The organism is Nocardioides sp. LML1-1-1.1, from assembly GCF_040676175.1.
Lineage (GTDB): Bacteria > Actinomycetota > Actinomycetes > Propionibacteriales > Nocardioidaceae > Nocardioides.
In genome coordinates this window covers 1,257,383-1,282,218 of the sequence record NZ_JBEGHK010000001.1, presented here as the reverse complement: position 1 = coordinate 1,282,218, position 24,836 = coordinate 1,257,383, and the positions used below count along the sequence as shown (strand labels likewise).

Annotated in this window: 24 protein-coding genes; 12 read left to right on the top strand and 12 right to left on the bottom strand. The window is 72.9% G+C overall.

Going from position 1 to position 24,836, the window contains the following annotated elements; translation table 11 throughout:
- The first annotated feature begins 55 nt into the window (after positions 1-55).
- Positions 56-859 (top strand): HAD family hydrolase, encoded by an 804-nt coding sequence (locus MRBLML1_RS06315; RefSeq protein ID WP_364512948.1) that lies wholly within the window; start codon positions 56-58, stop codon positions 857-859.
- 275 nt (positions 860-1,134) lie between these two features.
- On the opposite strand, the gene MRBLML1_RS06310 is transcribed toward MRBLML1_RS06315, so the two are convergent.
- Positions 1,135-1,854, bottom strand: a complete 720-nt coding sequence (locus tag MRBLML1_RS06310; protein ID WP_364512942.1) for an oxidoreductase — start codon at positions 1,852-1,854, stop codon at positions 1,135-1,137.
- A gap of 74 nt (positions 1,855-1,928) precedes the next feature.
- Here MRBLML1_RS06310 and MRBLML1_RS06305 point away from each other — a divergent pair, with 74 nt between their 5' ends.
- From MRBLML1_RS06305 to MRBLML1_RS06275, 7 genes are all read left to right on the top strand, one after another.
- Positions 1,929-2,201 carry a type II toxin-antitoxin system VapB family antitoxin gene (locus tag MRBLML1_RS06305; RefSeq protein ID WP_364512940.1) on the top strand — a complete coding sequence of 91 codons (273 nt, stop codon included), beginning with the start codon at positions 1,929-1,931 and terminating at the stop codon, positions 2,199-2,201.
- Positions 2,201-2,587 (top strand): type II toxin-antitoxin system VapC family toxin, encoded by a 387-nt coding sequence (locus tag MRBLML1_RS06300; RefSeq protein WP_364512937.1) that lies wholly within the window; start codon positions 2,201-2,203, stop codon positions 2,585-2,587. The genes MRBLML1_RS06305 and MRBLML1_RS06300 overlap by 1 nt, the downstream gene beginning before the upstream one ends.
- Positions 2,588-2,649: 62 nt before the next feature.
- Positions 2,650-3,564, top strand: coding sequence for a class I SAM-dependent methyltransferase (locus tag MRBLML1_RS06295; RefSeq protein WP_364512934.1), 915 nt, complete (start codon positions 2,650-2,652; stop codon positions 3,562-3,564).
- Positions 3,565-3,586: 22 nt separating this feature from the next.
- On the top strand, positions 3,587-4,708 hold the full coding sequence (locus tag MRBLML1_RS06290) for a sensor histidine kinase (protein ID WP_364512932.1): 1,122 nt from the start codon (positions 3,587-3,589) through the stop codon (positions 4,706-4,708).
- Positions 4,705-5,457, top strand: coding sequence for a LytR/AlgR family response regulator transcription factor (locus tag MRBLML1_RS06285; protein WP_364512929.1), 753 nt, complete (start codon positions 4,705-4,707; stop codon positions 5,455-5,457). Before MRBLML1_RS06290 ends, MRBLML1_RS06285 begins: the two co-directional genes overlap by 4 nt.
- A gap of 37 nt (positions 5,458-5,494) precedes the next feature.
- On the top strand, positions 5,495-5,872 hold the full coding sequence (locus MRBLML1_RS06280; protein WP_364512926.1) for a hypothetical protein: 378 nt from the start codon (positions 5,495-5,497) through the stop codon (positions 5,870-5,872).
- Positions 5,869-7,401: a cation acetate symporter gene (locus MRBLML1_RS06275; RefSeq protein ID WP_364512923.1), complete on the top strand. Its 1,533-nt coding sequence runs from the start codon at positions 5,869-5,871 to the stop codon at positions 7,399-7,401. Before MRBLML1_RS06280 ends, MRBLML1_RS06275 begins: the two co-directional genes overlap by 4 nt.
- On the opposite strand, the gene MRBLML1_RS06270 is transcribed toward MRBLML1_RS06275, so the two are convergent.
- Both MRBLML1_RS06270 and MRBLML1_RS06265 read right to left on the bottom strand, forming a co-directional pair.
- Positions 7,382-8,530 (bottom strand): DUF418 domain-containing protein, encoded by a 1,149-nt coding sequence (locus tag MRBLML1_RS06270; RefSeq protein WP_364512920.1) that lies wholly within the window; start codon positions 8,528-8,530, stop codon positions 7,382-7,384. The genes MRBLML1_RS06275 and MRBLML1_RS06270 overlap by 20 nt on opposite strands.
- Before the next feature lie 40 nt (positions 8,531-8,570).
- A complete protein-coding gene (locus MRBLML1_RS06265; protein WP_364512917.1) occupies positions 8,571-9,782 on the bottom strand; it encodes an MFS transporter in 1,212 nt (403 codons plus the stop codon).
- Positions 9,783-9,892: 110 nt separating this feature from the next.
- On the opposite strand from MRBLML1_RS06265, the gene MRBLML1_RS06260 reads away from it, so the two are divergent.
- Complete coding sequence (locus tag MRBLML1_RS06260; RefSeq protein WP_364512914.1) at positions 9,893-10,339, top strand: MarR family winged helix-turn-helix transcriptional regulator; 447 nt, start codon at positions 9,893-9,895, stop codon at positions 10,337-10,339.
- A 145-nt stretch (positions 10,340-10,484) separates the two neighbouring features.
- On the opposite strand, the gene MRBLML1_RS06255 is transcribed toward MRBLML1_RS06260, so the two are convergent.
- From MRBLML1_RS06255 to MRBLML1_RS06230, 6 genes are read right to left on the bottom strand one after another with little or no spacing between them, the layout of a single operon-like run.
- Positions 10,485-10,682 carry a DUF7489 domain-containing protein gene (locus tag MRBLML1_RS06255; RefSeq protein ID WP_364512911.1) on the bottom strand — a complete coding sequence of 66 codons (198 nt, stop codon included), beginning with the start codon at positions 10,680-10,682 and terminating at the stop codon, positions 10,485-10,487.
- Positions 10,683-10,696: 14 nt separating this feature from the next.
- Positions 10,697-11,371: a sirohydrochlorin chelatase gene (locus MRBLML1_RS06250; protein WP_364512909.1), complete on the bottom strand. Its 675-nt coding sequence runs from the start codon at positions 11,369-11,371 to the stop codon at positions 10,697-10,699.
- Positions 11,368-12,480 carry a uroporphyrinogen-III synthase gene (locus tag MRBLML1_RS06245; RefSeq protein ID WP_364512906.1) on the bottom strand — a complete coding sequence of 371 codons (1,113 nt, stop codon included), beginning with the start codon at positions 12,478-12,480 and terminating at the stop codon, positions 11,368-11,370. The genes MRBLML1_RS06250 and MRBLML1_RS06245 overlap by 4 nt, the downstream gene beginning before the upstream one ends.
- Positions 12,477-12,842, bottom strand: a complete 366-nt coding sequence (gene nirD, locus MRBLML1_RS06240; RefSeq protein WP_364512903.1) for a nitrite reductase small subunit NirD — start codon at positions 12,840-12,842, stop codon at positions 12,477-12,479. Before nirD ends, MRBLML1_RS06245 begins: the two co-directional genes overlap by 4 nt.
- Entirely contained in the window at positions 12,839-15,409 is a 2,571-nt protein-coding gene (nirB, locus tag MRBLML1_RS06235) for a nitrite reductase large subunit NirB (protein ID WP_364512900.1), read from the bottom strand. The genes nirD and nirB overlap by 4 nt, the downstream gene beginning before the upstream one ends.
- A 1-nt stretch (position 15,410) precedes the next feature.
- Entirely contained in the window at positions 15,411-16,865 is a 1,455-nt protein-coding gene (locus MRBLML1_RS06230) for an FAD-dependent oxidoreductase (protein WP_364512898.1), read from the bottom strand.
- Between the two features lie 354 nt (positions 16,866-17,219).
- Here MRBLML1_RS06230 and MRBLML1_RS06225 point away from each other — a divergent pair, with 354 nt between their 5' ends.
- Positions 17,220-19,040 carry an alkaline phosphatase gene (locus tag MRBLML1_RS06225; RefSeq protein WP_364512895.1) on the top strand — a complete coding sequence of 607 codons (1,821 nt, stop codon included), beginning with the start codon at positions 17,220-17,222 and terminating at the stop codon, positions 19,038-19,040.
- A gap of 67 nt (positions 19,041-19,107) precedes the next feature.
- The gene (locus MRBLML1_RS06220; RefSeq protein WP_364512892.1) at positions 19,108-19,635 is read left to right on the top strand and encodes a hypothetical protein; all 528 of its coding nucleotides are present in this window, start codon (positions 19,108-19,110) and stop codon (positions 19,633-19,635) included.
- On the opposite strand, the gene MRBLML1_RS06215 is transcribed toward MRBLML1_RS06220, so the two are convergent.
- Together MRBLML1_RS06215 and MRBLML1_RS06210 are read right to left on the bottom strand one after the other, a co-directional pair.
- A complete protein-coding gene (locus MRBLML1_RS06215; protein ID WP_364512890.1) occupies positions 19,636-21,699 on the bottom strand; it encodes a molybdopterin oxidoreductase family protein in 2,064 nt (687 codons plus the stop codon).
- Positions 21,699-23,273 (bottom strand): MFS transporter, encoded by a 1,575-nt coding sequence (locus MRBLML1_RS06210; protein WP_364512887.1) that lies wholly within the window; start codon positions 23,271-23,273, stop codon positions 21,699-21,701. Before MRBLML1_RS06210 ends, MRBLML1_RS06215 begins: the two co-directional genes overlap by 1 nt.
- A gap of 219 nt (positions 23,274-23,492) precedes the next feature.
- Here MRBLML1_RS06210 and MRBLML1_RS06205 point away from each other — a divergent pair, with 219 nt between their 5' ends.
- Complete coding sequence (locus MRBLML1_RS06205; RefSeq protein WP_364512884.1) at positions 23,493-24,041, top strand: Uma2 family endonuclease; 549 nt, start codon at positions 23,493-23,495, stop codon at positions 24,039-24,041.
- On the opposite strand, the gene MRBLML1_RS06200 is transcribed toward MRBLML1_RS06205, so the two are convergent.
- The gene (locus tag MRBLML1_RS06200; RefSeq protein WP_364512881.1) at positions 24,024-24,830 is read right to left on the bottom strand and encodes a hypothetical protein; all 807 of its coding nucleotides are present in this window, start codon (positions 24,828-24,830) and stop codon (positions 24,024-24,026) included. The two genes, MRBLML1_RS06205 and MRBLML1_RS06200, sit on opposite strands and share 18 nt — an antisense overlap.
- Between the last annotated feature and the right edge of the window lie 6 nt (positions 24,831-24,836).

Genomic DNA, 24,836 nt, shown 5'->3' with positions numbered 1-24,836 from the left:
CCCCTGTGGAGGGGAGATGGACGTTTTCGCAACGGGTGACACCTACGATGAGCCCATGGCCCGACCGGGTACGGCGCCGACCGCGGCGTTCTTCGACCTCGACAAGACGATCATCGCCAAGTCGAGCGTGCTCGCGTTCAGCAAGCCGTTCCAGGCCGGCGGCCTCATCTCGCGCCGGGCGGTGCTGCGCTCGGCGTACGCCCAGTTCGTCTTCATGGTCGGTGGCGCCGACCACGACCAGGTCGAGAAGATGCGCCAGTTCATGTCGCAGCTGTGCGCCGGCTGGGACGTCGCGACCGTGCGCGAGATCGTCGCCGACACGCTGCACAACATCGTCGACCCGCTCGTGTACGACGAGGCGGTCCGCCTCATCGACGAGCACCACGCCGCGGGCCGGGACGTCGTCATCGTCTCCACCTCCGGCAGCGAGGTGGTCGAGCCGATCGGCCGCATGCTCGGCGCGGACCGCGTCGTCGCGACCCGGCTGAAGGCCGAGGACGGCCGCTACACCGGGGAGATCGAGTACTACGCCTACGCCGAGGAGAAGGCGAACGCGATCCGGCAGCTCGCGGAGAGCGAGGGCTACGACCTCGCGAACAGCTATGCCTACTCGGACTCGGTGACCGACGTACCGATGCTGGAGGCGGTCGGCTTCCCCCACGCGGTCAACCCGGACCGGGAGCTGCGCAAGGCCGCGGCGACCCGTGGCTGGCCCGTGCTGGTCTTCAACCGGCCGGTCGAGCTGCAGTCTCGGCTGCACCTGCCGCCGCCGAAGCCGACGCTCGCCGCGCTGGCGGTCGGCGGGGTCGTGGCGGTCGGTGCCGCGGTGTGGATCGGCGCCAAGCGCCGCCCCGCCTGAGCTCCCGTCCCAACCGCCCAGCGTTCCCCGGATCGGGCCGAAAGACAAGCCTTGAAGGTGGACCCAGGTCGGCGTACAAAGGACATCAAGAACTCAAGAGCAACACGTGATCCCGGTACCCACGCGGCGATCCACCCTTCCTAACAGGGCGCTGGCCCACCGGAACACTTCCGGGGCAGCAGTTGAGTGTGCACGCCTGGTAGCCATGGTTCACGTGTCAGCGGTGGCACCCGAGACGATCCAAGGCTCGGGTGCCACCTGCATGTCCGGGTGCTTCAGCCGTTGAGCGGGCTGGCCTCGGCCGCGGCGGCGTACGCCTCGGTGGCGTAGATCAGCCACGCGTGCATGCCCGCCTGGCCGCCGGTGGCCCAGCCGCGGAGGTTGGACTCGTACTGCGGCCGCAGCGCCAGGTGCGCCGCCTCCGGTACGACGAGCGACTTCTCGTCCACGCCCTTGACCGCGAGCAGCAGCCGCTCCGCCGCCCGGGCCACGATGCCGTTGTGGGAGCCGAAGGGCGCGGCGGTCACCAGCTCGGCGTGCACGACGGCCGCGACCGCCAGCGCAGGCGCCGAGGTCCGGGCGGTGGCGAGCTCGGCGATCCCGCGCAGCTTCGAGGCCGCCTCGCCGTCCCGCGGCCGGCCGAGCAGCTCGTCGGGCAGGGCGCCGCGGGCGGCGAGGGTGTGCAGGCGCGCGAAGGCCTGCAGCGGCTGGCGCCGGAGCACCGGCACCAGCGACAGCAGCTCGGTCGAGACGCGCACCGCGTCGGCGGCGATCTCGTCACCCCCACCGGAGCGGATCTCCTCCAACGACGAGCCCGACCCCTCCAGCACGGCGCTGGCGTGCGCGCCGCGGAGCAGCGACTCGCCCGTCAGCTCCGGACCGGTACGACGCAGGCCGCGGTCGCGGAGCAGCACGTCGATGCCGTCGCGGGCGGCGGTGAAGCCGGACGGCACGCCCTCCAGGGAGACCAGCCAGGCATGGGGATCGGTGCTCACGGGAGGAAGCCTAGGAGGGTAGAAAGGTAGAAGAGGTCAAGGGTGGAAAGGTAGACTCCGATGTGGAGGTCGTCATGAGCCTGAACATCAAGAACGAGCGGGTGCACGCACTTGCCCGCCAGGCAGCCCGGATCACCGGGAAGAGCCAGACGAGCGCGATCGAGGAAGCGCTGGAGCGACTCCTCGCGTTCTACGGGCTCGACCCTGCCGAGGAGGACAAGCGGCAACGCGTCGACGTGATCCGGACGATCGCACTGGAGTGGCACGAGCTCCCCGAGGCCGAGGGAGCGGACCGGGTCCGCGACGAGGACGACCTCTACGACCCCGCCACCGGATTGCCGGTCTGATGATCGTCGACACCTCCGCGCTGATCGCCATCTTGCGCGACGAGCCCGAACGGGACGAGTTCGCACAGCTGATCGTGGACCAACCAGCCCGGATATCGGCCGCGAACTGGGTCGAGGCCGCCATGGTCGCCGAGGGTGACCGGGGTGACCGGGGCGACCGCCTGGACCGGCTGGTCGCGACCGCACGCATCGTCATCGAGCCCGTCACCGAGTCCCACGCCCGCGCGGCCCGCATCGCCTTTCGCCGCTACGGCCGCGGATCCGGGTCACCCGCCCGGCTCAACTTCGGCGACTGCTTCGCCTACGCGCTCTCGGCCACCAGCGGCGAGCCCTTGCTCTTCAAGGGCGACGACTTCACGCACACCGACGTGCTGCCTGCCCGCTGAGCCGGAGCGGACGCAGGCGTGCCTCCGCGATCGAGCCCGCCCGCCGCCGTACCCTCGCCCTGATGGCTACCGACGACACCACCCCGACCCCGGCCGCGCTCTCGTTCGGCGCCGTGGCCGAGGCCTACGACCGCGGCCGCCCCGGCTACCCGCGCGAGGCCGTGGCGTGGTTGACGGGCGAGCAGCCGCTGACAGTGCTCGAGCTGGGCGCCGGGACGGGCAAGCTGACCGAGCACCTGGTCGCGCTGGGCCACGACGTGCACGCGACCGACCCGGACCCGCGGATGCTCGACCGGCTCGGCCTGCGGCTGCCGGAGCAGCGCGTCTCGCAGACCTCGGCCGAGGAGATCCCGGCGGCGGACGCGACCTACGACCTGGTCGTGGCGGGCGAGGCGTTCGAGCACTTCGACGCCGAGAAGGCGCTGCCGGAGATCGCGCGGGTGCTCAAGCGCGGCGGCACCTTCGCGATCATCGCCAACCTGCGCGACGAGCGGATCCCGTGGGTCAAGCGGCTCGGCAACATCATCGGTCACCACACCGCGGGCGCCGGGCTGCACGACGCGATCGAGGCCTCGCCGTACTTCGGCCCGGCCGACGACGCCTCCTTCAAGCAGTGGCAGGTCATCAACCGCGACTCGGTGCAGGACCTGGTCCGCTCGCTGCCGGAGGTCGCCGTGCTGGAGCGCACCGCGCAGGAGTCGCGGCTGCGCGAGGTGCTGGCGTTCTACGACGACTTCGGCCGCGGCATGGACGGCATGCAGCTGCCCTACGTCACCGAGTGCTTCCGGGCGGTCGTCGGCATCCAGCCCAGGACCGCGCGTCCCGAGCCCGCCGTCGTCGCGACGGGCGACGGCCAGGAGGAGCCGGTCGGCGAGGACACCGTCCCGATCGGAGCGAGCACCGCGAGCAACGTCCCGCCCGCCGTCGAGCCGCCGGCCGACGACGACACCGGCATGCTGCTGATCGACTTCCGCTGACCCCGACCGCCAGGATGGGGCCATGGCGGGCGGACGACGGTGGCGACGGGGCAACCTCGGCAGCGATGCCGACCGCGCTGCCTTCCGCGCGCTGCACCAGGCCTCGCTCGCGGCGCCGGCCCTGCGTGAGGGACTGACGACCACCAGCGCGGAGCGGGCGATCCGCCACCTGCGCACGCTGCTCGGCACGCCGGCGCTGGCGATCACCGACACCGAGTCGGTGCTGGCCTGGGACGGGATCGGCGGCCACCACGTCGACCAGGCGGCCGTCGTCGGCCTGCTCGCCATCGACAAGGGCAGCACCCGCACGGTGGACCGCGACCAGCTCGGTTGCACGGTCGGCGGCTGCCCGGTGCGCACCGGCGTGGTGAGCCCGCTCGTGGTAGAGGGCCGCGTGCTGGGGACGGTGCAGGCGTTCTCGCCGACCCCGACCGCCGGCCTGGTGCGCGCGACCGAGGAGGTCGCCGAGTGGGTCTCGGGACAGCTGGAGCTGGCCGAGCTGGACGCCCACCGCAACCGGATGATCGAGGCCGAGGTGCGTGCACTGCGGGCCCAGATCAGCCCGCACTTCGTCTACAACTCGCTGAACGCGATCGCGAGCTTCGTGCGCACCGACCCCGACCGGGCGCGCGAGCTGCTGCTGGAGTTCGCCGACTTCACCCGCTACTCCTTCCGCCGCCACGGCGAGTACACGACGCTCGCCGAGGAGCTGAACTCCATCGAGCGCTACCTCCTGCTGGAGCAGGCGCGCTTCGGCGACCGGCTGCAGGTCACGCTCAACGTCGCTCCGGAGGTGCTGCCGGTCGTCGTACCGTTCTTGTGCGTCCAGCCGCTCGTCGAGAACGCCGTGCGCCACGGCCTCGAGAGCGCGGACCAGACCGGCCTGCTGACGATCAACGCCCACGACCGCGGGCACGAGGCGGTGATCGAGGTGGAGGACAACGGCGTCGGCGAGGACCCCGACAAGGTACGACGGGCGCTCGCCGGCGACACCGCGCTCGACTCGGTCGGCCTCGGCAACGTGGACGCACGGCTGCGCGCGACCTTCGGTGACGACTACGGTCTCGTCGTGGAGACGGCGCCGGGTGCGGGGACGAAGGTCGTCGTCCGCGTCCCGAAGTTCGCGCCGGGGGTGACGGTGTGACGGGTCCCGACAAGCTCGACCCGCCGCGGCTGCGCGTGCTGGTCGTCGACGACGAGCGGCCGGCGCTCGACGAGCTGACCTACCTGCTGGAGGCCGACGACCGGGTCGGCGAGGTGGTTGCCTGCCAGTCGGCGACCGACAGCCTGCGCCTGCTGCGTGAGCGCGAGGTCGACTGCGTCTTCCTCGACATCCAGATGCCCGGCCTGAGCGGGCTGGAGCTGGCCGAGGTGCTGGGCCGCTTCAAGCAGCCGCCGCCGGTGGTCTTCGTGACGGCGCACGAGCAGCACGCCGTCGAGGCCTTCGACCTGCACGCGGTGGACTACGTCCTCAAGCCGGTGCGGCCCGAGCGTCTCGCCGAGGCCGTCCGACGGGTGCTGGCCGCCAACGCTCCGCCCGCCCCCGCGCCGGACGCCCAGGTGGCGGTCGAGCGGGGTGGTGTCACCCGGTTCGTCGACCGCGGCGACATCACCCACGTCGAGGCGCAGGGCGACTACGCCCGGCTGCACACGACCGCCGGCGAGGCCTACCTGGTGCGGGTCCCGCTCACCACGCTCGAGGAGGAGTGGGCACCCGCGGGCTTCCACCGCATCCACCGCTCGCTGCTGGTCGCGCTGGCGCACGTGACGGAGGTCCGCACCGAGGCCGGCCGTACGTCGGTCGTCGTCGGCGGGACCGAGCTGCCCGTCAGCCGCCGGCACACCCGCGCGCTGCGCGACGTGCTGGTCCGCCGGGCCCGGGCCCCGCAGTGAGAGGGCACCGTGAGAGGGCAGCAGTGAGGCGGCCGCGGTGACCGAGCGGGTCCGGGTCACCGGTCCCCCTCGGCACGACGCCGCGGGCCGGCCGGCCAGCCGGCTGGGCGACGTGCACGAGCAGACCGCGCTCGGCGACGTCTACCTGCGCTCGCTGCTGCGCGAGCAGCTCGGGCTGGCGCTCGCGGTGCTGGTCGCGCTCGCGGTCACCCTGGGCGCGCTGCCACTGGCCTTCCACCTCTGGCCGGGGCTGGCGGCGGTGGACGTGCTCGGCGTACCGCTGGCCTGGCTGCTGCTCGGCGTCGTCGTCTATCCCTGCCTCGTCCTGCTGGGCTGGCGCTACGTGCGCCGCGTGGAGCGCAACGAGCGGGACTTCGCCGACCTGGTCGAGGGCCGGGCGGAGGGCTCGGAGTGAGCACGGACGCGGTCCCCGGCCTGGTGGCGGTCCTCGCGGTCACCATCGCCACGGTCGCCATCGGCACGTGGGGCCTGCGCTTCTCGCGGACGACGAGCGACTTCTTCGTCGCCTCGCGCACCGTGCGGCCGCGGCTCAACGCCTCGGCGATCGGCGGGGAGTACCTCTCCGCCGCGTCCTTCCTGGGGGTCGCCGGCCTGCTGCTCGTCGGCGGCGCGGACATGCTCTGGTACCCCGTCGGCTGGACCGCGGGCTACCTGGTCCTGCTGGTCCTCGTCGCCGCTCCCCTGCGCCGTTCCGGCGCCTACACGCTGCCGGACTTCGCCGAGGCCCGGCTCGCCTCACGCTGGGTGCGCTCGGCCTGCTCGCTGCTGGTCGTCGGCGTGGGCTGGCTCTACCTCGTCCCCCAGTTCAAGGGCGCCGGCATCACCCTGGAGTCCGCGATCGGCGCGCCGGTGTGGGTCGGTCCGGTCATCGTCGGGCTGGTCGTCCTCGTCAACGTGATGTCCGGCGGGATGCGCTCGATCACCTTCGTGCAGGCCTTCCAGTACTGGCTCAAGCTCACCGCGATCCTCTTCCCCGCGATGGTCCTGGTCGTGGTCTGGTGGGGCGAGGGCCGGCCCGCCGGACAGGGCGTCGGCGGCGGCTGGTCCGACCCGGTCGCGGGCGGTGGCGGGATCGGGCTCTACTCGACGTACTCGCTGATCATCGCGCTCTTCCTCGGCACGATGGGCCTGCCGCACGTGGTCGTGCGGTTCTACACCAACCCCGACGGCCGCGGCGCACGCCGTACGACGCTGGCGGTGCTCGCGCTGCTCGGGCTCTTCTACGTCTGGCCGCCGGTCTACGCCGCCCTCGGCCGCGTGTACGGCGACCGGCTGGTCCGTGAGGGTCACGCCGACGTGCTGGTGCTGGAGCTCCCGCGGCTCATGGTCGACGGGGTGGGCGGGGAGCTGCTGACCGGTCTCGTCACGGCCGGCGCCTTCGCAGCCTTCCTGTCCACCGCGTCCGGCCTGGTCGTCGCGGTCTCCGGGGTGCTCACCCAGGACGTGACGAGCCGGCTGGTGACGGCGCGCGAGCCCGGCTCGGTGGCGACCGCCTTCCGGCTCGCGGCGGCCGTCGCGGTCGTCGTACCGCTGCTGGTGGCGCTGGTCGTCGGCGAGGTGGGCGTCGCCCAGTCCGTCGGCCTGGCCTTCGCGGTCGCCGCCTCGACCTTCTGCCCCCTGCTGGTGCTGGGGATCTGGTGGCGCGGGCTGACCGACGCCGGGGCGCTCGCCGGGCTCGCGGCCGGCGGCCTGGGCGCCGGCGGAGCGGCGGTGCTGAACCTGGCAGGCGTCGACGCCGCGGGCTGGGCCGGTGCGCTGCTGGCCCAGCCCGCGGCGTGGAGCGTGCCGCTGGCGTTCGCGGTGATGGTGCTGGTGTCGCTGGCCACCGCGTCCCGCGCTCCCGCGCACGCCCGGCGGTTCCTGGTCCGGCTGCACACCCCGGAGAGCCTCGGCGCGGAGGGCCTCAGCGCCGGCCGTAGGTGAGCCGGCGCAGGACCTTCTCGGCCGGGCCCGGGTGGCCGCGGCGCTGGAGCGCGGCCGCGAGGGCCACGGAGGCGAGCCAGACACCGATCGCGGCGAGCACCGCCACGACGGTGTGGCCGCCGAGGTCCAGCGCGAAGGGGGTGAACAGCACCAGCCAGCACACCGACTGGAACAGGTAGCCCGACAGCGAGCGCTGGCCGAGGGCGGCCACGGCACCGACCCGGCCGGTCCGGGAGAGCCGGGCCCCGAGGAGTGCGATCGCGGCGATGTAGCCCGGTCCGGCGTACTCACCGCTGACGTCGTGGAGCAGGGAGAGGATGTCGACGGTGCCCGCGGCCGGGTGCAGCACGCCCGCGGCGACGAGGGCGTAGGGCAGGCCGCCGAGGACCGCGATGCCGAGACCGATGACGGCGGTGCGGACGAGCAGGGTGCGGTGCTGGTCGACGTTCTCCAGGATCCCGCGCCGGGCCGCCCAGATGCCGAGCCACACGATGAAGACGGCGGGGAGCACGGAGAGCGTGTGCGCCGGCCACTCGGCGAGCCGGTCGCCGATCGAGGCGCGGTAGGAGTCCGCGGCGAGCGAGGGGTTCGGGGAATTGACCAGCCCGGCGCCGCCGGACCAGTCGTGGGTGAGGGCGAGGACGGGAAGCACCACGAGGTAGAGCGACTGGAGCCCCCACACCCACAGCACGGCCCGGTGGAAACGGTCCGAGCGGCGCACCAGCAGGAAGGTCGCCGCCAGGCCGATCAGGCCGTAGGCACCGAGGAAGTCCCCGAAGTAGAGCAGGGTCGCGTGCACGAGTCCGAAGCCGACCAGCCACGCGTTGCGGCGTACGAGCACCCGCCGGGCATCGCCACCGGCGGCCTCCTGGCGGCGGGCGATCTGGACCAGGCCGTAGCCGAACATGATCGCGAAGACGGGGTAGGCCCGGCTGTCGACGAGCAGGGACAGCCCGAAGTTCAGCACGCGGGCGAGGCCGTGCGGGTCGGGGTCGAGGCCGGGCTGGCCCGCGAAGGCGCAGTTGCCGGCGTTGGCGAGGGCGATGAAGAGCAGCATCGCGCCGCGGATCAGGTCAGGAGCGAGCGCTCGCTCGCTGCGTCGGGTGGGCCCGAGAGTCGTGGTGGTCATGGCTCCACGCTCGTCGCAGCGGGCGGCGCCCGCGAGGAGGTCAGGCCCCGACCCGGAGGTGGGGTTCTCCCCACCCCTCGACGCCCGAGGCGGCCGGACGGCGCTCGCCGCCGGGCGCCCGCACCGCGACCAGGAGGACCACCAGGCCCAGTGCGGTCACGCCCGCTCCGGCCCACAGCGGCGAGGTGTAGCCGAGCCCGGCCGCGAGGGTGAGCCCGCCGACCCACGCGCCCAGCGCGTTGCCGACGTTGAACGCCGCGATGTTGGCGCCGGAGGCCAGCGTGGGCGCCCGGTCGGCGTACGCCATCACCCGCATCTGCAGGCCCGGCACCGTGCCGAAGCCGACCGCGCCCATGAGCACCAGCATCACGACGGTGAGCACCTGGCTGCCCGCGACGAGCGCGAAGGTGGCGAGCACGACGGTCAGCGCCGCGAGGGCGACCTGCAGGGTGCGGACCAGGTCGCGATCGGCGGCGCGGCCGCCGAGGAGGTTGCCGGCGAAGAGGCCGACGCCGAAGAGCACCAGCAGCGCGGGCACGGCGCCGGAGGCGAAGCCGCTGACCTCGGTGAGGGTGAAGGCGATGTAGGTGAACCCGCCGAACATGCCGCCGTAGCCGAGGACGGTGATCGCGACCGAGAACCACACCTGCGGGCTGCGGAAGGCCGCGAGCTCGGTGCGCACGCTGCTCGCGGCCCCACCCCGGCCGGTGTGGGCGGGGACCAGGGCGGCGATGCCGGCGAGGGCCAGCACGCCGATCACGGTGATCGCCCAGAACGTCGAGCGCCAGCCCGCCGCCTGGCCGAGCAGCGTCCCGAGCGGCACGCCGAGCACGTTGGCCAGGGTGAGCCCGCCGAACATGAACGCGATGGCGCTGGCCTTGCGCTCCGGGCCGACCAGCTGGGCGGCGACGACCGCCCCGATGCCGAAGAAGGCGCCGTGGCACAGTGCGGCGACCACGCGCCCGGTCATCATCACGCCGTACGACGGGGCGAGGGCCGAGATCAGGTTGCCGGCGACGAAGAGCACCATCAGCCCGAGCAGGGCGGTCTTGCGGGGCACCCGGGTGAGGGCGAGGGTCAGCACGACGGCGCCGACCGCGACGCTGAGCGCGTAGCCGGAGATGAGGTAGCCGGCGGTGGTCTCGGTGACGGCGAAGTCGTCCGCGACCTCGGGCAGCAGGCCCATGATCACGAACTCGGTCAGTCCGATCCCGAAGCCGCCGATGGCGAGGGCGAGCAGGGCGACAGGCATGGTTCTCCTGAGTGCGTCAGTAGATAGTCAGCGTCTGCATTAGTTGCACACGCGCACTATCGATAGTTGCACGCGCGGACTATCTGCGCAACTCGGGTAGAGTGGGCGCCATGGGTATCGCCGACGACGCCGTGGAGGTGCGCGCGCAGGGCTGGCGCACGCTGGCCGCCGTGCACGGGCTGATCGAGGGCGCGCTGGAGAAGGCGCTGCAGCGTGAGCACGGCCTGTCGGTCGTGGAGTACACCGTCCTCGACGCCCTCAGCCGCCAGGACGGCTGGCACATGCGGATGCAGCAGCTGGCCCGCGCCGCCGCGCTCTCCGCGTCCGCGACGACCCGGCTGGTCACCCGGCTGGAGAACCGCGGGCTGCTCACCCGGATCCTCTGCGCCGACGACCGGCGCGGGATCTACACCGAGCTCACGCCCGCCGGCCGGGCGCTGCTGAAGAAGGCGCGCCCGCTGCACGACGAGGTGCTGCGCACCACGCTCGACGAGGCGGGCGAGATCCCCGAGCTGGCCGCGCTCGCCCGGTTCGTGGGGTCGGTCGCGGTCGACTGAGGCGCGCGGGGGCGACCCTTCGTAACTCGGTGTTCGGGCATCTACCACGGACTCCTGACCGGTCACGAGTCTGTGGTGGATGCCCGAACACCGAGTTACAAGGAGATGCCGACCGCGCGGAGCCGGCTCCCGGCGGCCGAGCCCCCTAGTCCTTCGTGATGGTGCCGTCGGCGTCGCGCCGCACGGCGTCCCCGACGCTCACCGCGTCCCACAGCGCGCGGTCCACGCGCGCCTTGACGACGGTGCCCGCGGAGGTGCGCACCTTCAGCCGGCGGTAGAGGTTGGCGCCGTCGTAGAGACCGCGCGACTTCTTCAGGACGACGCCTTCCCAGCTCTCGCTCATGCGTCGAGCCTAGGTCAGGCCAGGGCCAGGGACGAGGCCAGCGCCCGCGCCCGCGCGACCACCAGGTCCACGACGAGCGGGTGTGGCCCGAGCACGTCGGCCACGACCGAGGCGCCGGCGGCGAGCGCGTCGTGGCGGGCGGTGCGGTGGAAGTGCCCCGTCGCCATCAGGTACGTCGACACGGCGTCCCCCGCGCGCACGACCCGGGCGAGCCGCTCGCCCCGCCCGGAGAGGGTGGCGAGACGGACCGGTCCGCCCCACGCCCGGGCGAGCAGCGTCGCGGCACCCTCCAGGTCGGCCGTGGCGAGCGGGTCGGAGGAGCCGGCGGCGACCATCACGACCGCCTGGCCGGGGGTGGCGCCAGCGGCGCGGAGGCGCTCGACCTGAGCAGCGGCGAGCAGCGGGCTGGGGCCGAGCGAGGAGCCCAGCCGGACGAGGCCCGGCGGGGCGGCGGCGACCGCGCGCGGCAGGTCCTGGCGCAGGTGGTAGCCGGTCGAGAGCAGCATCGGGACGACGACCGTCGGCTCCGTGACCGCAGCGGCCGCATCGGTGAGCAGCGGCGCGCAGAGCTCGACGTACGACGTCGCGGCCGGCCAGCCCAGCCGCTCCCCCGCGAGGGCGGTGATCTCGGCCGCGACGAGGTTGCCGGCCGTCGTACGGGTGCCGTGGGCGACGGTGAGCAGCCTCATGCCGAGACCGCCAGGCGGTAGCCCCGTTTCACCACGGTCTGCACGCAGCGGGTGCCGAGCGCGGCCCGCAGCCGGGCGACCGCCATCTCCACGGCGTGCTCGGAGCCGGCGGTCCCCGAGGGCAGCGCGGTCAGCAGGTCGCGGCGGGACACGACGGTGCCGGGGTTGACGAGCAGTGCCTGGAGGACGGCGTACGGCGCGGGCGAGAGCTTCACCTCGACGCCGTCGAGGAGCACGTCGTCGCCGTGCAGCAGGAGGGTGTGGCCGGCGACCTCCAAGGTGGTGCCGGCCGCGCGCGAGGGCAGCTCGGTCTCGAGCTGCTTGACCATCGCCGCCAGCCGGGAGCGCTCGGGGTAGATCGACGGCACGCCCCACATCTCGAAGGCGGCCGCGGTGACCGGCCCGACGCAGGCGGCGACCACGTCGGCCTGGAAGGCCGTGACGACCTCGTCGCGGTGGCCGGTCGAGGTGGCGGCCTCCATCATCGCGGCGATCGCCGGCGCGGCGGTGAAGGTGACCGCGTGCACCCGGCGCCCGGCGACCTGCTCGATCAGGCGGAACATCGGTTCGGGGTCGGCAGCGCCCTCGACCCGGTAGACCGCGACCGTGGTGACGTCCGCACCCAGCCGCCGCAACGCGTGGGCCGCCATCGACAGCGACTGGCCGTGCTCCTGGACGACGATCCGCCGGCCCTCCAGGTCACGCCCGCGCAGGTGCACGAGCACGTCGTCGAAGGCCTCGGACTCCGGTGCCCACAGCTCGCGCAGCCCGGCCCGGCGCAGCGCGCCGACGCTCTTGGGCCCGCGGGCGAGGATCTCCGCCTGCCCCAGGTGGGCGAGCAGGTCGTCGAGCAGGCCCCACCGCTCGGCCGCGGCGAACCAGGACTTCAGGCCGATCCCGGTCGTCGCCACGAAGATGTCGACCGGTTGGGCCAGCACCTCCTCGGTCGCGGCGCGCAAGCCGGCCTCGTCGATCCGGTTGGGGTCGACGGACAGCGCAGGGGCGTGGATCACCTCGGCCCCGCGCCGCTCCAGCAGGTTCACCTGCTCCTCGGCCCGCCGGGCGGCGGTGACCCCGATCCTGAAGCCGGACAGGGGCAGGTCGCTCACGGGTCCAGTGTCTCGCGCCGAGCCCCGACCACCACAACGCCGTCGACCACGCGGACGTCGTACGTCGGCACGGCCACCGCCGGGTCGTCGAGGCAGACCCCCGTGCGCAGGTCGAAGCGCTGCTTGAGCAGCGGGCTCGCCACGAACGGGACCGCGTCCTCGCCGAGCGTGCCCACGATGCCGCGGGACAGCACCGAGGCACGACCGAAGGGATCGAAGTTCGACAGCGCGAACACCCGGTCGTCGTAGGTGCGGAAGACGGCGACCGCCTCGCCGTCGACGAGCGCGAGGACGCCGGACTCGCGGCGGACCTGGTCCAGACGGCACACGACGGTGTCGATCGCGTGCTCCGTGGGGTTCATCGCGGGCCTCCGACCGGGATCGTGGAGCCGAGCGAGACCGGCCCGTCGTTGTTGGCGGCCTGGACCTGGCCGCGCTCCTCGCGGAAGGCGATGTTCGGGTCCGGCGTGCCGGGGGCGTTGACGAAGGAGACGAAGCGCGCGAGCTTCTCCGGGTCCTCGATGGTGGCCTTCCACTCGTCGAAGTAGGAGTCGACGTGCGCCGCCATCGAGGCCTCCAGCTCCGTGCCCAGGCCGAGGCTGTCGTCGACGACGACCTCGCGGACCCGCTCCAGGCCGCCGATCTCCTCCATCCAGTACGACGTCCGCTGCAGCCGGTCGGCGGTGCGGACGTAGTACATGAGGAACCGGTCGAGGTAGCGGATGAGCTGCTCCCGTGACAGGTCACCGGCCAGGAGCTGGGCGTGCGCGGGGATCGCGCCGCCGTTGCCACCGACGTAGAGGTTCCAGCCCTTCTCGGTGGCGATGATCCCGAAGTCCTTGCCGCGCGCCTCAGCGCACTCGCGGGCACAGCCGGACACGCCGCCCTTGAGCTTGTGGGGCGAGCGCAGCCCGCGGTAGCGCAGCTCGAGCTCGATCGCCATGCCGACGGAGTCCTGCACGCCGTACCGGCACCAGGTCGAGCCGACGCAGGACTTCACCGTGCGCAGGGACTTCCCGTAGGCGTGGCCGGACTCCATGCCGGCGTCGACGAGACGCTTCCAGATCGCCGGCAGGTCCTCCATCCGGGCACCGAACAGGTCGATCCGCTGGCCGCCGGTGATCTTCGTGTAGAGCCCGTAGTCGCGGGCCACCTCGCCGATCACGATCAGCTTGTCGGGGGTGATCTCGCCGCCGGGGATGCGCGGGACGACCGAGTAGGTGCCGTTCTTCTGCAGGTTGGCGAGGTAGGCGTCGTTGGTGTCCTGCAGCGTCGCGTTGGAGCCGTCGAGGACGTGGTGGTTGAGCAGGCTGGCGAGGATCGAGGCCACGGTGGGCTTGCAGATGTCGCAGCCCCGGCCGGTGCCGTGCCCGGCGACGATGTCGTCGAAGCGGTTGTAGCCGTGCACCGCGACCACCTCGAAGAGCTCCTGCCGGGTCATCCGGAAGTGCTCGCACAGCGACTTGTCGACGCTCTTGCCGGTGGCGGCGAAGTGGTCCTCGACGATCTTCTTCACCACGACCTTGCAGGAGCCGCAGGTGGCACCCGCCTGGGTGCACTTCGTGACGCACGCGGGGCTGTCGCAGCCGCCGCCCTCGGAGACCGCGGCGACGATCTCGGCCTTGGTCACGTTGTTGCAGGAGCAGACCTGCGCCTCGTCGGGCAGGAGGTCGGTGGTCGAGCCCGTCGAGACCCGTCCCGCCGGCAGGATCAGCTCCTCGGGGTTGTCCGGCAGCACCATGCCGCTGCCCACGAGCGGGCGCAGCACGCCGTACGCCGAGGCGTCGCCCACCAGGATGCCGCCCAGCAGCTCGACGCCGCCGGCGGCGTTCTCCTTGACCACGAGCTTCTTGTAGACGCCGGCCACGGCATCGGAGAAGACCAGCTCCAGGCAGTCCTCCGTGGTCGCGAAGGCGTCGCCGAAGGAGGCCACGTCGACGCCGAGCAGCTTGAGCTTGGTCGACATGTCGGCGCCGGTGAAGGCGCCGGCCGCGCCACCGAGCAGGGTGTCCACGACGACCTCGGCCATGGTGTAGCCCGGCGCGACCAGGCCGTACATCCGTCCACCCGGCGCCGCGCACTCCCCGATCGCCCACACGTGCGGGTCGGAGCTGCGGCACTGCTCGTCGACCAGGACGCCGCCGCGCTCGGCGACGTCGAGGCCGGCGGCCCGCGCGATCGCGTCGCGGGGGCGGATGCCTGCCGAGAAGATCACGATGTCGAGCGGCAGCGGCTCCTCGTCCTTGAACTTGATCGCGCTGACCCGACCGTCCGCGTCGCCGTCGATCAGCTCGGTCATCACACCGGTGTGGACGGTGAGGCCGAGGTCCTCGATGTGCCGCTTCAGCGTCGCGCCGCCCACGTCGTCGACCTGCACCGCCATCAGCCGGGGCGCCATCTCCACCACGTGCGTCGGCACGCCGAGCTGGTGCAGCGCGTTCGCCGCCTCCAGCCCGAGCAGGCCGCCGCCGATGACCGCGCCGGCCCGCGCTCCCTGCGACGCCGCGCGGATCGCCTCCAGGTCCTCGATGGTGCGGTAGACGAAGACGTTGTCGAGGTCCTTGCCCGGCACCGGCGGCACGAAGGGCGCGGCGCCGGTGGCGAGGACCAGCTCGTCGTAGGCGAGGGTGTCGCCGCCGGCGAGGGTCACGGTCTGCTCGGCCGCGTCCATGGCCACGACCTGGGCGTCGAGGCGAAGGGTGACCCGCGGGTCGTCGTACCGGCCCTCGGGGAGGAAGGAGAGCGCCTGCGCGCCCACCTCGAAGTAGGACGTCAGCGCCACCCGGTCGTACGCCGGCCGGGGCTCCTCGCCGAGCACCACGATGTCGTGGGTCTCGGTGAGACCGCGCTCGATCGCGGCCTGCACGAAGCGGTGCCCGACCATCCCGTGGCCGACGACGACGAGCTGCTTGCGAAGGTGCGGGGCCATGTCAGGGACCTTTCGTGGCGAGGACAGATCGGTCCGGGCTGCTGAGCAGCTGCCGGACCGTGGAGGCGCAACCACCGCAGCCGGTGGTCGCACGGGTGGTGTCACGGACCTGCTCGTACGACGAGCAGGCCCGGATCCGGCCCGCGGTGACGCCCGCGCAGGCGCACACCTCGGCGTCGTCGGGCAGGGCGAGGGCGACGCTGCCCCCGTCCGCCCGCTCCGGCAGGAGCAGGTGCCCGGGCTCACGCGGCCCGAGGACGGTCCGCCGGTCGAAGTGCTGGGTGATCAGGCCGACCCGGGACAGGTCGCCGACCAGGGTGGCCGCGACGATCCGGCCGTCGCGGACCACGAGCCGCCGGTGGGAGCCGGCGATCGGGTTGGCGACCTCGACGAGCTCACCGCCCGCGTCGAGCTCGGCCGCGGCGTCGCCGAGCACGGCGACGTCGAGGTCGGTGGCCCGCAGCCGGGCGACGACCCGGGCGCCGTCGTAGGTGACCGCCTCCTCGCACAGGATGCCGGCGAGGACGCCGGCCTGCTCCCAGGCGGGCGGCACGAAGCCCGTGGTCCGGCCGCCGTGCTCGGCGCAGTCGCCGAGCGCGTGGATGCTCGGGTCCGTGACGCTCGCGAGCCGGTCGTCGACGACGATCCCGCGGCGGACCTCCAGGCCCGCGCCGCGGGCCAGCGCCGTCGAGGGCCGCCCGCCCGCGGTGAGGACGAGCAGGTCGGTGTCGAGGGTGAAGCCGTTGTCGAGCCGCAGCGCCGGCCCGTCGAGCAGGCGGGTCGCCCGGGCGCCGGTGTAGACCGCGACCCCGAGCCTCTTCAGGTCCCGTGCCAGGATCCGGCCCGCGGCGGTGTCGATCTGACGGTGGAGCAGGTGCTCGGCGCCCTCGACGATCTCGGTCTGGAGACCACGGGTCCCCAGCGCACGGGCCACCTGGAGGCCGAGGAGACCGCCCCCGACGACGACCGCGCGCCGGTTCCCCGGACGCTCGAGCGCCTGCAGCAGGCGCCGGCAGTCGGCCAGGCTGCGGAAGGCGTGCACCGCGTCGTGCAGCGAGCCGTCCATCCGGACCAGGCCGCGGATCGGCGGCAGCGTCGGGATGCTGCCGGTGGCGAGCACCAGCACGTCGTACTCGACCAGGGTGCCGTCGACCAGCATCACGTCCCGGTGGTCGCGGTCGACCCCCAGCACGCGGGCGCCCAGGCGCAGGTCGATGCCGTGCTCGGCGTACCACCCGGGAGCGCGCAGGGTCAGCGCCTCCGGCCGGTGCGTGCCCTCCAGGACGGCCGAGAGCAGGATCCGGTTGTACGGCGCCACCGGCTCCTCGCCCAGCACGGTGACCTGCATCCGCTCGGTCGCGCCGCGGGCCACCAGCTCCTCGACCAGCCGGGTCGCGGCCATGCCGGAGCCGACGACCACCAGCCGCGGTCGCGGCGGGGCGGGGCTCTCGGTCATGGCTCCATGCTCGGCCGCGCAGATTTCACGTCCGGCGCGCCGGGTGCACCACGAGGTCAACTCCTCCTCACAGCCTCACCGAGGTGTGAAACGCCGCCAGGTGGAGAAGAGAGGGGCATGACCACGCGCGAGCGCCGTACGGTCGCGCTCGGCGCGGCCGCCCTCCTGTGCGCCCTCGGCGCGCCGGTGGTCCGCGTGCTGCTCGGCTGACCTGCCACCAGGCCTTCACCTGCGGTCCACCCGTTGTCTGCTCGCCGCCCGACCGGTGGCTCGCGGGGTTCCCTAGCCTCCCGGCGAGCGTGGTCGGTCCGCGACCGCGCACGGGACAACGAAGGAGTGCACGTGCACCCCCGGATGAAGACTGCGGCCCTCGCCGCACTGGCGCTCGTCGGCGCCGCGAGCAGCACCCTGGTGGCCACCCCGTCCGCCTCGGCCAACGCCGAGGACGGCATCAAGAACGTGATCTACCTGCTCGGTGACGGCATGGGCCGCACCCAGGTGAGCGCCGCCCGACAGCGCTACTACGGCGCCGACGGCGAGCTGAACATGGAGAAGCTCGGCACGACCGGCCAGGTCGCGACGTACGCCGTGCAGAAGAACTCGGGCCAGCCCGGCGCCGCGGACTTCGTGCCGAACTACGTCACCGACTCCTCCTCCGCGGCCACCGCGTGGTCCTCGGGCGTGAAGACCTACAACAACGCCAACGGCATCGACGCCAAGGCGAACATCACCCCGACCCTGATGGAGCTCGCGCACCAGGCCGGCCTCTCGACCGGCAACGTGTCGACCGCGGAGATCACCGACGCGACCCCCGCCGGCCAGATGAGCCACACCCTGCAGCGCGCCTGCCAGGGGCCGAGCTACGTCGAGGCCTCCTGCCAACTCCCCGACGTCACCGGCGGCAACCCGCTGCCGACCAGCGACCTGCGGGTCACCCCGATCGCCGACCAGATCGCGACGAACCAGACCGCCGACGTCATCCTGGGCGGCGGCCTGAGCCGCTTCGACCAGGCCAACGAGGACTCGCTCAAGTCCAACGGCTACACCGTCATCGGCTCCCCGGGCTCCCAGACGGTCGCGAGCAAGACCGACCTCGCGGGCGTCGACGCCAACGCCGGCAAGGTCTTCGGGCTCTTCTCCAAGGGCAACATGACCATCGAGAAGTACAAGCGCGAGAACCCCGCCGACGCCGCCGCGCAGGAGCCGACGGTCGCCGACATGACGACCAAGGCCATCGAGCTGCTGAAGACCAAGTCGGCCAAGACCGGCAAGGGCTTCTACCTGCAGGTCGAGGGCGCGCTCATCGACAAGCGCTCGCACGCCAACGACGCGGCCCAGACGCTCGAGGAGACCAAGGCGTTCGACGACGCCGTCAAGGTCGCCTACGACTTCGCCAAGGCCGACGGCCACACCCTGGTCATCGTCACCGCCGACCACGAGTGCGCCGGCTTCAACATCATCGAGAAGGGGAGCTACGTCAACGCCGAGGCCGCCGCCCCGCCGTCGAACACCGACGGCAAGAACACCTCGAACCCCTCGCGTGCCACCGCGGGCGCGAAGGACGGGACCCGCTCGCACGGCTTCATCAACGACGGCGACGCCGGCCAGGCGGACGTGAAGAACTTCGCCCCGGCGACGTTCGGCACGGTCGACCAGGGTGAGAACTACACCTCCCTGGACGGTACGCCGAACGGCGCGCTCTGGCTGACCTACCTCTCCGGCAACCACACCGGTGCGGACGTGCCGATCTTCTCCTTCGGCGCCGGCTCGAAGCTGCTCGAGGGCGAGATCGACAACACCGACCTGTTCGGCATCGTCGGCTCCGCGCTCGGCGTCCGGCCGCGGATCCCGGTCCCGGCCGAGCCGACCGTGACGGTCACCGCCACGCCGGCGCCGGGCAAGGTCGCCACCGCGCTGGGCATCACCGGCCCGACCGTGGTCAAGCCGAACCGCACCGTCACCTACCGGATCGTCGCCAGCCGCGTCCCGAGCGGCAGCAAGGTCGTCGTGAAGGACAAGGGCCGCGTCGTGCGGACCGTCGTGGTCCGCAACGGCCGCGCCACGGTGACCCTGCGCCTGGCGCGCGGCGCGCACCGCCTCGCGGCGTCGTACGCCGGGTCGTCGAAGACGCTCCCGTCGGTCACGCCCACCCTGACGGTCACCGCCCGCCGCTGACCGCCTGATCCACCCTCGGGGGCCCGCGCGACGGCGCGGGCCCCCACCCCCTTTCCAGGAGACACCCGTGAAGCCCCTCGTCGCCGCCGGCACCGCCGGCGCCGCCTCCCTCGCCCTCGTCGCCGGCCTCTGGCTCGCCGCGAGCGGCTCCGACGACAGCCCGGCCGCGGAGCAGACGCCCACCGGTCCCGTCGTCCAGACCTCGCTCGGACTGCCCACCCCGACCGGGGACCCCGAGCTGCCCGGGCTGCGCGACCTCTCGCCCGCGCCGGACTCGGTGGGCCGTCTCGTCGGCCCCTTCGACGACCGGTTCACCACGCAGGGGGTGCGCTTCGACGGCCGTGCCCTGCGCGGCCGGCTCACCATCACCAGCGACGTCAGCGAGATCCTCGCGCTCCAGGTCCTCGGCGGCTTCTACGACGACCAGGGCGCCTACCTCGGCGAGGCCCGCTGGGACTTCGTGCCGCCGGAGGAGGGCCACCACGAGGAGGGTCACCCGGAGGAGTCGGTGTCCTTCGTCGTCCCGGTGCCCGCGGCGCTGCGCGCCCGGGTCGCGTCCGCGTCGTACGGCGTGACGAACCTCGTCAACGAGTAGTCAGACCAGCACCTCGGCGGCGCAGACCTTGAACTCCGGCATCCGGCTGGACGGGTCGAGCGCGTCGTTGGTGAGCCGGTTGGCGCCCACCCAGTGGAAGGGCACGAAGACGGTGTCCGGCCGGATCGTGGTCACGACCCGGGCCGGCGCCTTCATCTCGCCCCGACGGGTGCGGACGACGACCGGCTCGCCGTCGTGGGCGCCGATCCGCTCAGCGAGCATCGGGTGCAGCTCGACGAAGGCACCCTCGTCGGTCAACGCCTTGATCCGCCGGGTCTGCGCACCGGACTGGTACTGCGCGAGCACCCGGCCCGTCGTGAGGTGGACCGGGTACGATGCGTCCGGCTGCTCGGCCGCGCCCCGGTGCTCCTGCACCAGGAAGCGCGCGCGGCCGTCGGCGGTCGCGAAGGAGTCGGCGAACATCCGCGGGGTGCCCGGGTGCTCGGGCGTGGGGCAGGGCCAGAAGACCCCCTTCTCCTCGGCGATCCGCGCATAGGTGATGCCCGCGTAGTCGGCCTTGCCGCCCGCGGAGGCGCGGCCCAGCTCGGCGAAGACCTCCTCCGGCTCGACCGAGAACCCGACCGGTGAGCCGAGCCGCTCGGCGAGGCCGGCGATGACGTCGAGGTCGCTGCGCACCCCCGCGGGCGGGGCGATCGCACGCCGGCGCAGGATGACCCGGCCCTCCAGGTTGGTCATCGTGCCGCTCTCCTCCGCCCACTGGGTGATCGGCAGGACGACGTCGGCGAGCGCGGCCGTCTCGGACATGACGATGTCGCAGACGACCAGCAGGTCCAGGGCCTCCAGCCGCTGCGTGACGTGGGTGGCGTGCGGCGCGGAGACCACGATGTTGGAGCCGTGCACCAGCAGGGCCTTCGGTCCGCCGTCCTGGCCGAGCGAGGTCAACAGCTCGTACGCCGACCTGCCCTTGCCCGGCAGGGAGTCGGGGTCCACGCCCCACACCCCGGCCACGTGCGCGCGGGCCGCCGGGTCGTCGATCATCCGGTAGCCCGGCAGCTGGTCGGCCTTCTGGCCGTGCTCGCGGCCGCCCTGGCCGTTGCCCTGGCCGGTGAGGCAGCCGTAGCCGGCGTACGGCGTCCCGGGCATGCCGAGCGCGAGGGCCACGTTGATCCACGCCAGCACGGTGGCCGTGCCCTGGGCGTGCTGCTCCGCACCGCGGGCCGTCAGCACCGTCACCGTGCCCGCCTCGGCGAGCAGGTCGGCCAGCGCGCGCAGCTCGTCGGTGGCGACACCGGTGACGCGCTCCACCCGCTCGGGCCACCAGGAGGCCACCGAGCGGCGGACCTCCTCGAAGCCGGTGGTGCGGGCCGCGACGTACTCCTCGTCGACGGCGCCGCGGGCGTCCAGCAGGTGGAGGATCCCCAGTGCCAGCGCGAGATCGGTGCCCGGGACAGGCTGCAGGAAGAGGTCGGCGCGCTCGGCCGTGGGGGTGAGGCGAGGATCGACCACGACGACCTTGCCGCCACGCTCCCGCAGCCGGTCGAGGTGCCGTGCGGCCGGCGGCATGGTCTCCGCCAGGTTGGAGCCGACCAGCACCAGCACGTCGGTCCGCTCGATGTCGGCGAGCGGGAAGGGCAGCCCGCGGTCCACCCCGAACGCCTGGTTGGCCGCGCTGGCCGCCGAGCTCATGCACCAACGGCCGTTGTAGTCGATCTGGCTCGTGCCCAGCGCCACCCGGGCGAACTTCCCCAGCTGGTAGGCCTTCTCGTTCGTCAGCCCGCCCCCGCCGAAGACCGCCACCGCGTCCTTGCCGTGCGCGGCCTGGAGGCTGCGGATCCGGTCGGCGACCAGGTCCAGCGCCTCGTCCCACTCCGCGGCCCGCAGCTCCCCGGTCGCCCGGTCGCGGACCAGCGGCTGGGTCAGCCGCTCGCGGCTCCCCCGCAGCGCGCCCGACGTCCAGCCCTTGCGGCACAGCGCGCCCTCGTTGACGGGGAAGTCCTCCCACGCGCCGATCTCGATGCCCGACCGCCCCTGGCGCGTGACCGCCATCCCGCACTGCAGGGAGCAGTAGGGGCAGTGGGTGCGCGCCGGGGCGGTCCCCGCCATCAGATGCCGATCCCGGCGTAGCCGCGGTCCGCCTTCGCGGGCTTGCGCAGGAAGACCGCCCAGGTGACGAGCGCGCAGAGCACGTAGAAGGTGGTGAAGACGACGAACGCGGTCTTGGTCGCCGCGAGCGGGTCGGTGACCCACGGCGAGCCGAACGTGATCGGGATCAGGAAGCCGCCGATCGCGCCGACCGCGCCGATGATGCCCACCGCGGCCGAGGACTTCTTGGTGCCGTCGAGCAGGGCGAGCTCCCGCTCCGGCGTACCCTCGGCGGTCGCGCGGACCGCGTCGGTGCGGAAGATCGCCGGGATCATCTTGTACGTCGAGCCGTTGCCGATCCCGGTGCAGGCGAAGACGAAGAGAAAGATCCCGAGGAACAGCGGGAAGACGCCGGCGTTGGACTCGACCGCGGAGCGCACCGCCTCGGGGAACTGGAAGCCGCCCGGGTTCGCCGCGATCTCCGCGAGCTTGGCCTTGTCGGGCGCCGGCGGGAGCGGCTCCAGCATGCTCAGCGTGACGAGGATGCCCAGCGTGCCGAGGACCATCCCGCTGAAGGCGAGCAAGGTGATCCGGCCGCCGCCGAAGCGATCGGCGAGGTGGCCGCCGAGCGGTCGCGCGACCGAGCCGACCAGGGCGCCGAGGAAGGCGTAGAACGCGAAGTTGATGCCGATGCCCTCGACGGCCGGGACCGGCTGGCGCCAGAAGTTGAGCTTGATGAGCAGCGGCATCGCCGCGGAGTAGCCGATGAACGAGCCGAAGGTGCCGATGTAGAGCAGCGCCATCACCCAGGTGTGGCGGTGCGTGAGGACGCTGAGCTGCTGCCTGGTGTCGGTCTTGGCCGTGGACAGGTTGTCCATGAAGAAGAAAGCGGCGAGCACCGCGGCGACGGCGAGTCCGGCGTACACCCAGGCGGCGCGCTCCAGGTGGATGCCACCCTCGCTCGCCTTGACCAGCCCGAAGATGCCAGCACCGCCGACCAGCACGGGGAGGAAGAGCTGGATGATCGCCACGCCCAGGTTGCCGCCGGCCGCGTTGAGCCCGAGCGCGGCGCCCTTCTTGCTCGCCGGGTAGAAGAAGTTGATGTTCGCCATCGAGCTGGCGAAGTTGCCACCGCCGAAGCCCGCCGTCGCGGCGATCACGCAGAAGACCCAGTACGGCGTCTGGGGCTGCGTGACGGCGTAGGCGAAGGACAGCGTGGGGATGAGCAGCAGCCCGGCGCTGACCATGGTCCAGTTGCGGCCGCCGAACCGCCCGACCGCCAGGGTGTAGGGCACCCGGATCAGCGAGCCCACCAGGTTGGGGATCGCGACCAGGAAGAACAGCTGCTGCGGCGTGAAGCTGAAGCCCTGGGCGACCAGGAAGGCCGAGGACACACTCCAGATCAACCAGACCGAGAAGCCGAGGTGCTCGGCGAAGATCGACCAGGCCAGGTTGCGCTTGGCCACCGGGGCGCCGACCGAGTCCCAGAACTCCGGGTCCTCGGGGCGCCAGTCGTCGATCCACCGGCCGCGACGGCGGCTGATCGTGGGGGTGCTGCTCGCGACCAGGTCGTCGCTCGGGCTGGTGAGGGTCATGCCGAGGATCCTGGGCCGCGCTGGTTTCGGTCCGACGGCTCGACGGATCTCGTTGCGTCAACTCCGTCTCACGGGCTCACACCCCTCACGGGCTCACCCCCGCTCGGGTGGCGCGGGGGTTTGTGTCGGACCCCTGGCGCACGATCGTCCTGCTTCTCCATCTCGGGGGAGGCATGCACACTGGAGGAGCACGATGTGTCGATTCGTCAGGAAACCGCCATGGACCAGCCGACCCTCGAACGGCTCGAACGGACGCCGATGTCGCGCGCCGACTTCGACGCCCTGCCCGAGGGTGTCCGCGCGGAGTACGTCGACGGGGTGGCGATCATGAGCCCACCCGCCCGCGGGCGGCACCAGGACGTGACCGGCAACGTGCTGGTCGCCCTGCGTCAGGCACTACCCGGAGCCGTCGTGCGCACCGAGGCTGGCTTCGCCCTCCCGTCGGGCTCGCTGCGCGTGCCGGACATCTCGGTCCAGGTCGTCCGCGACGACGAGCACTGGTCGCCCGAGGTGCCCGTCCTGGTCGTCGAGATCCTCTCGCCGTCCACCCGCGAGGAGGACCTGTTCCGCAAGGCGACCGACTACCGCCGCGCCGGCATCGCGCAGTACTGGGTGGTCGACCGCGTCGCCCGTACGCTGAGCGTCCTGGTCAACGCCGGCGAGGAGTGGGACATCGGGCTGGCGCTGACCGAGGAGAGGCCGACGGGCTCGATCGCGGTCGCCGATCTCGGGGAGGTGGAGCTGGACCTCTCAGCCCTGCTCGACTGAGGCGGGGAGCGCTGCGGTGTCGTCAGCGGCCGGCGCCGACGACCAGGCGCACTCGCGGATGACGAAGGCGAGCGCGACGAGGGGCACGGCGGATCCGAGCGCGGCACGCGACGAGATCGACGCCCAGGATCCGGCGACCGCGACGACCAGGCCCAGCCAGCAGACCACCGGCCACAGCGGCGCGCGCAGCGGCGCACTGGCGAGCACGAGGAGGGTTCCGGTCCCGACGATGATCGGGGACGGGTTCGCGTCCTGCACGACGGCGTAGGCGACCAGGACGGCGCCGCCGAGCACGACGCTCGCGAGCTCGCCGAGGAAGCGGAGGCCGCGGTCGCGCAGGCGGGACCAGGCGAGGAGCGGGCCGGGCTCGCTCGGCAGGAACGTCCGCGGCTCGCCCCAGGTGCGGCGTCGGTCGTCGTCGTCGCGGAAGCCGACGGCACTGATGACGAGCAGCAGGGCCGCCATGGAGCCGAGACCGATCACCGCCTGCGCTCCGTCGAAGGCTCCGCGCAGGGCGGCCTCAGCGGAGACGACGATGCTGCCCGCGCCCATGGGCACGGCACCCGCGGGCCGGAAGCCGGGGGCCGCCAGCACGCCGGCCACACCGGCGACGCACCACCACTGACCGATGCTGCGGCCGTCCGCCACGGCCACCACGAGCAGAGCCACGGAGAGGAGGACCAACAACGCGATCTCGACCGGACGACGTCCCGACGCCGAGCCGTAGCGCGCACGTGACCAGAGCGGTCCCGGCAACGGGTTCGGTGCCGCGTGCGCTCCCCCGGACATGGCGGG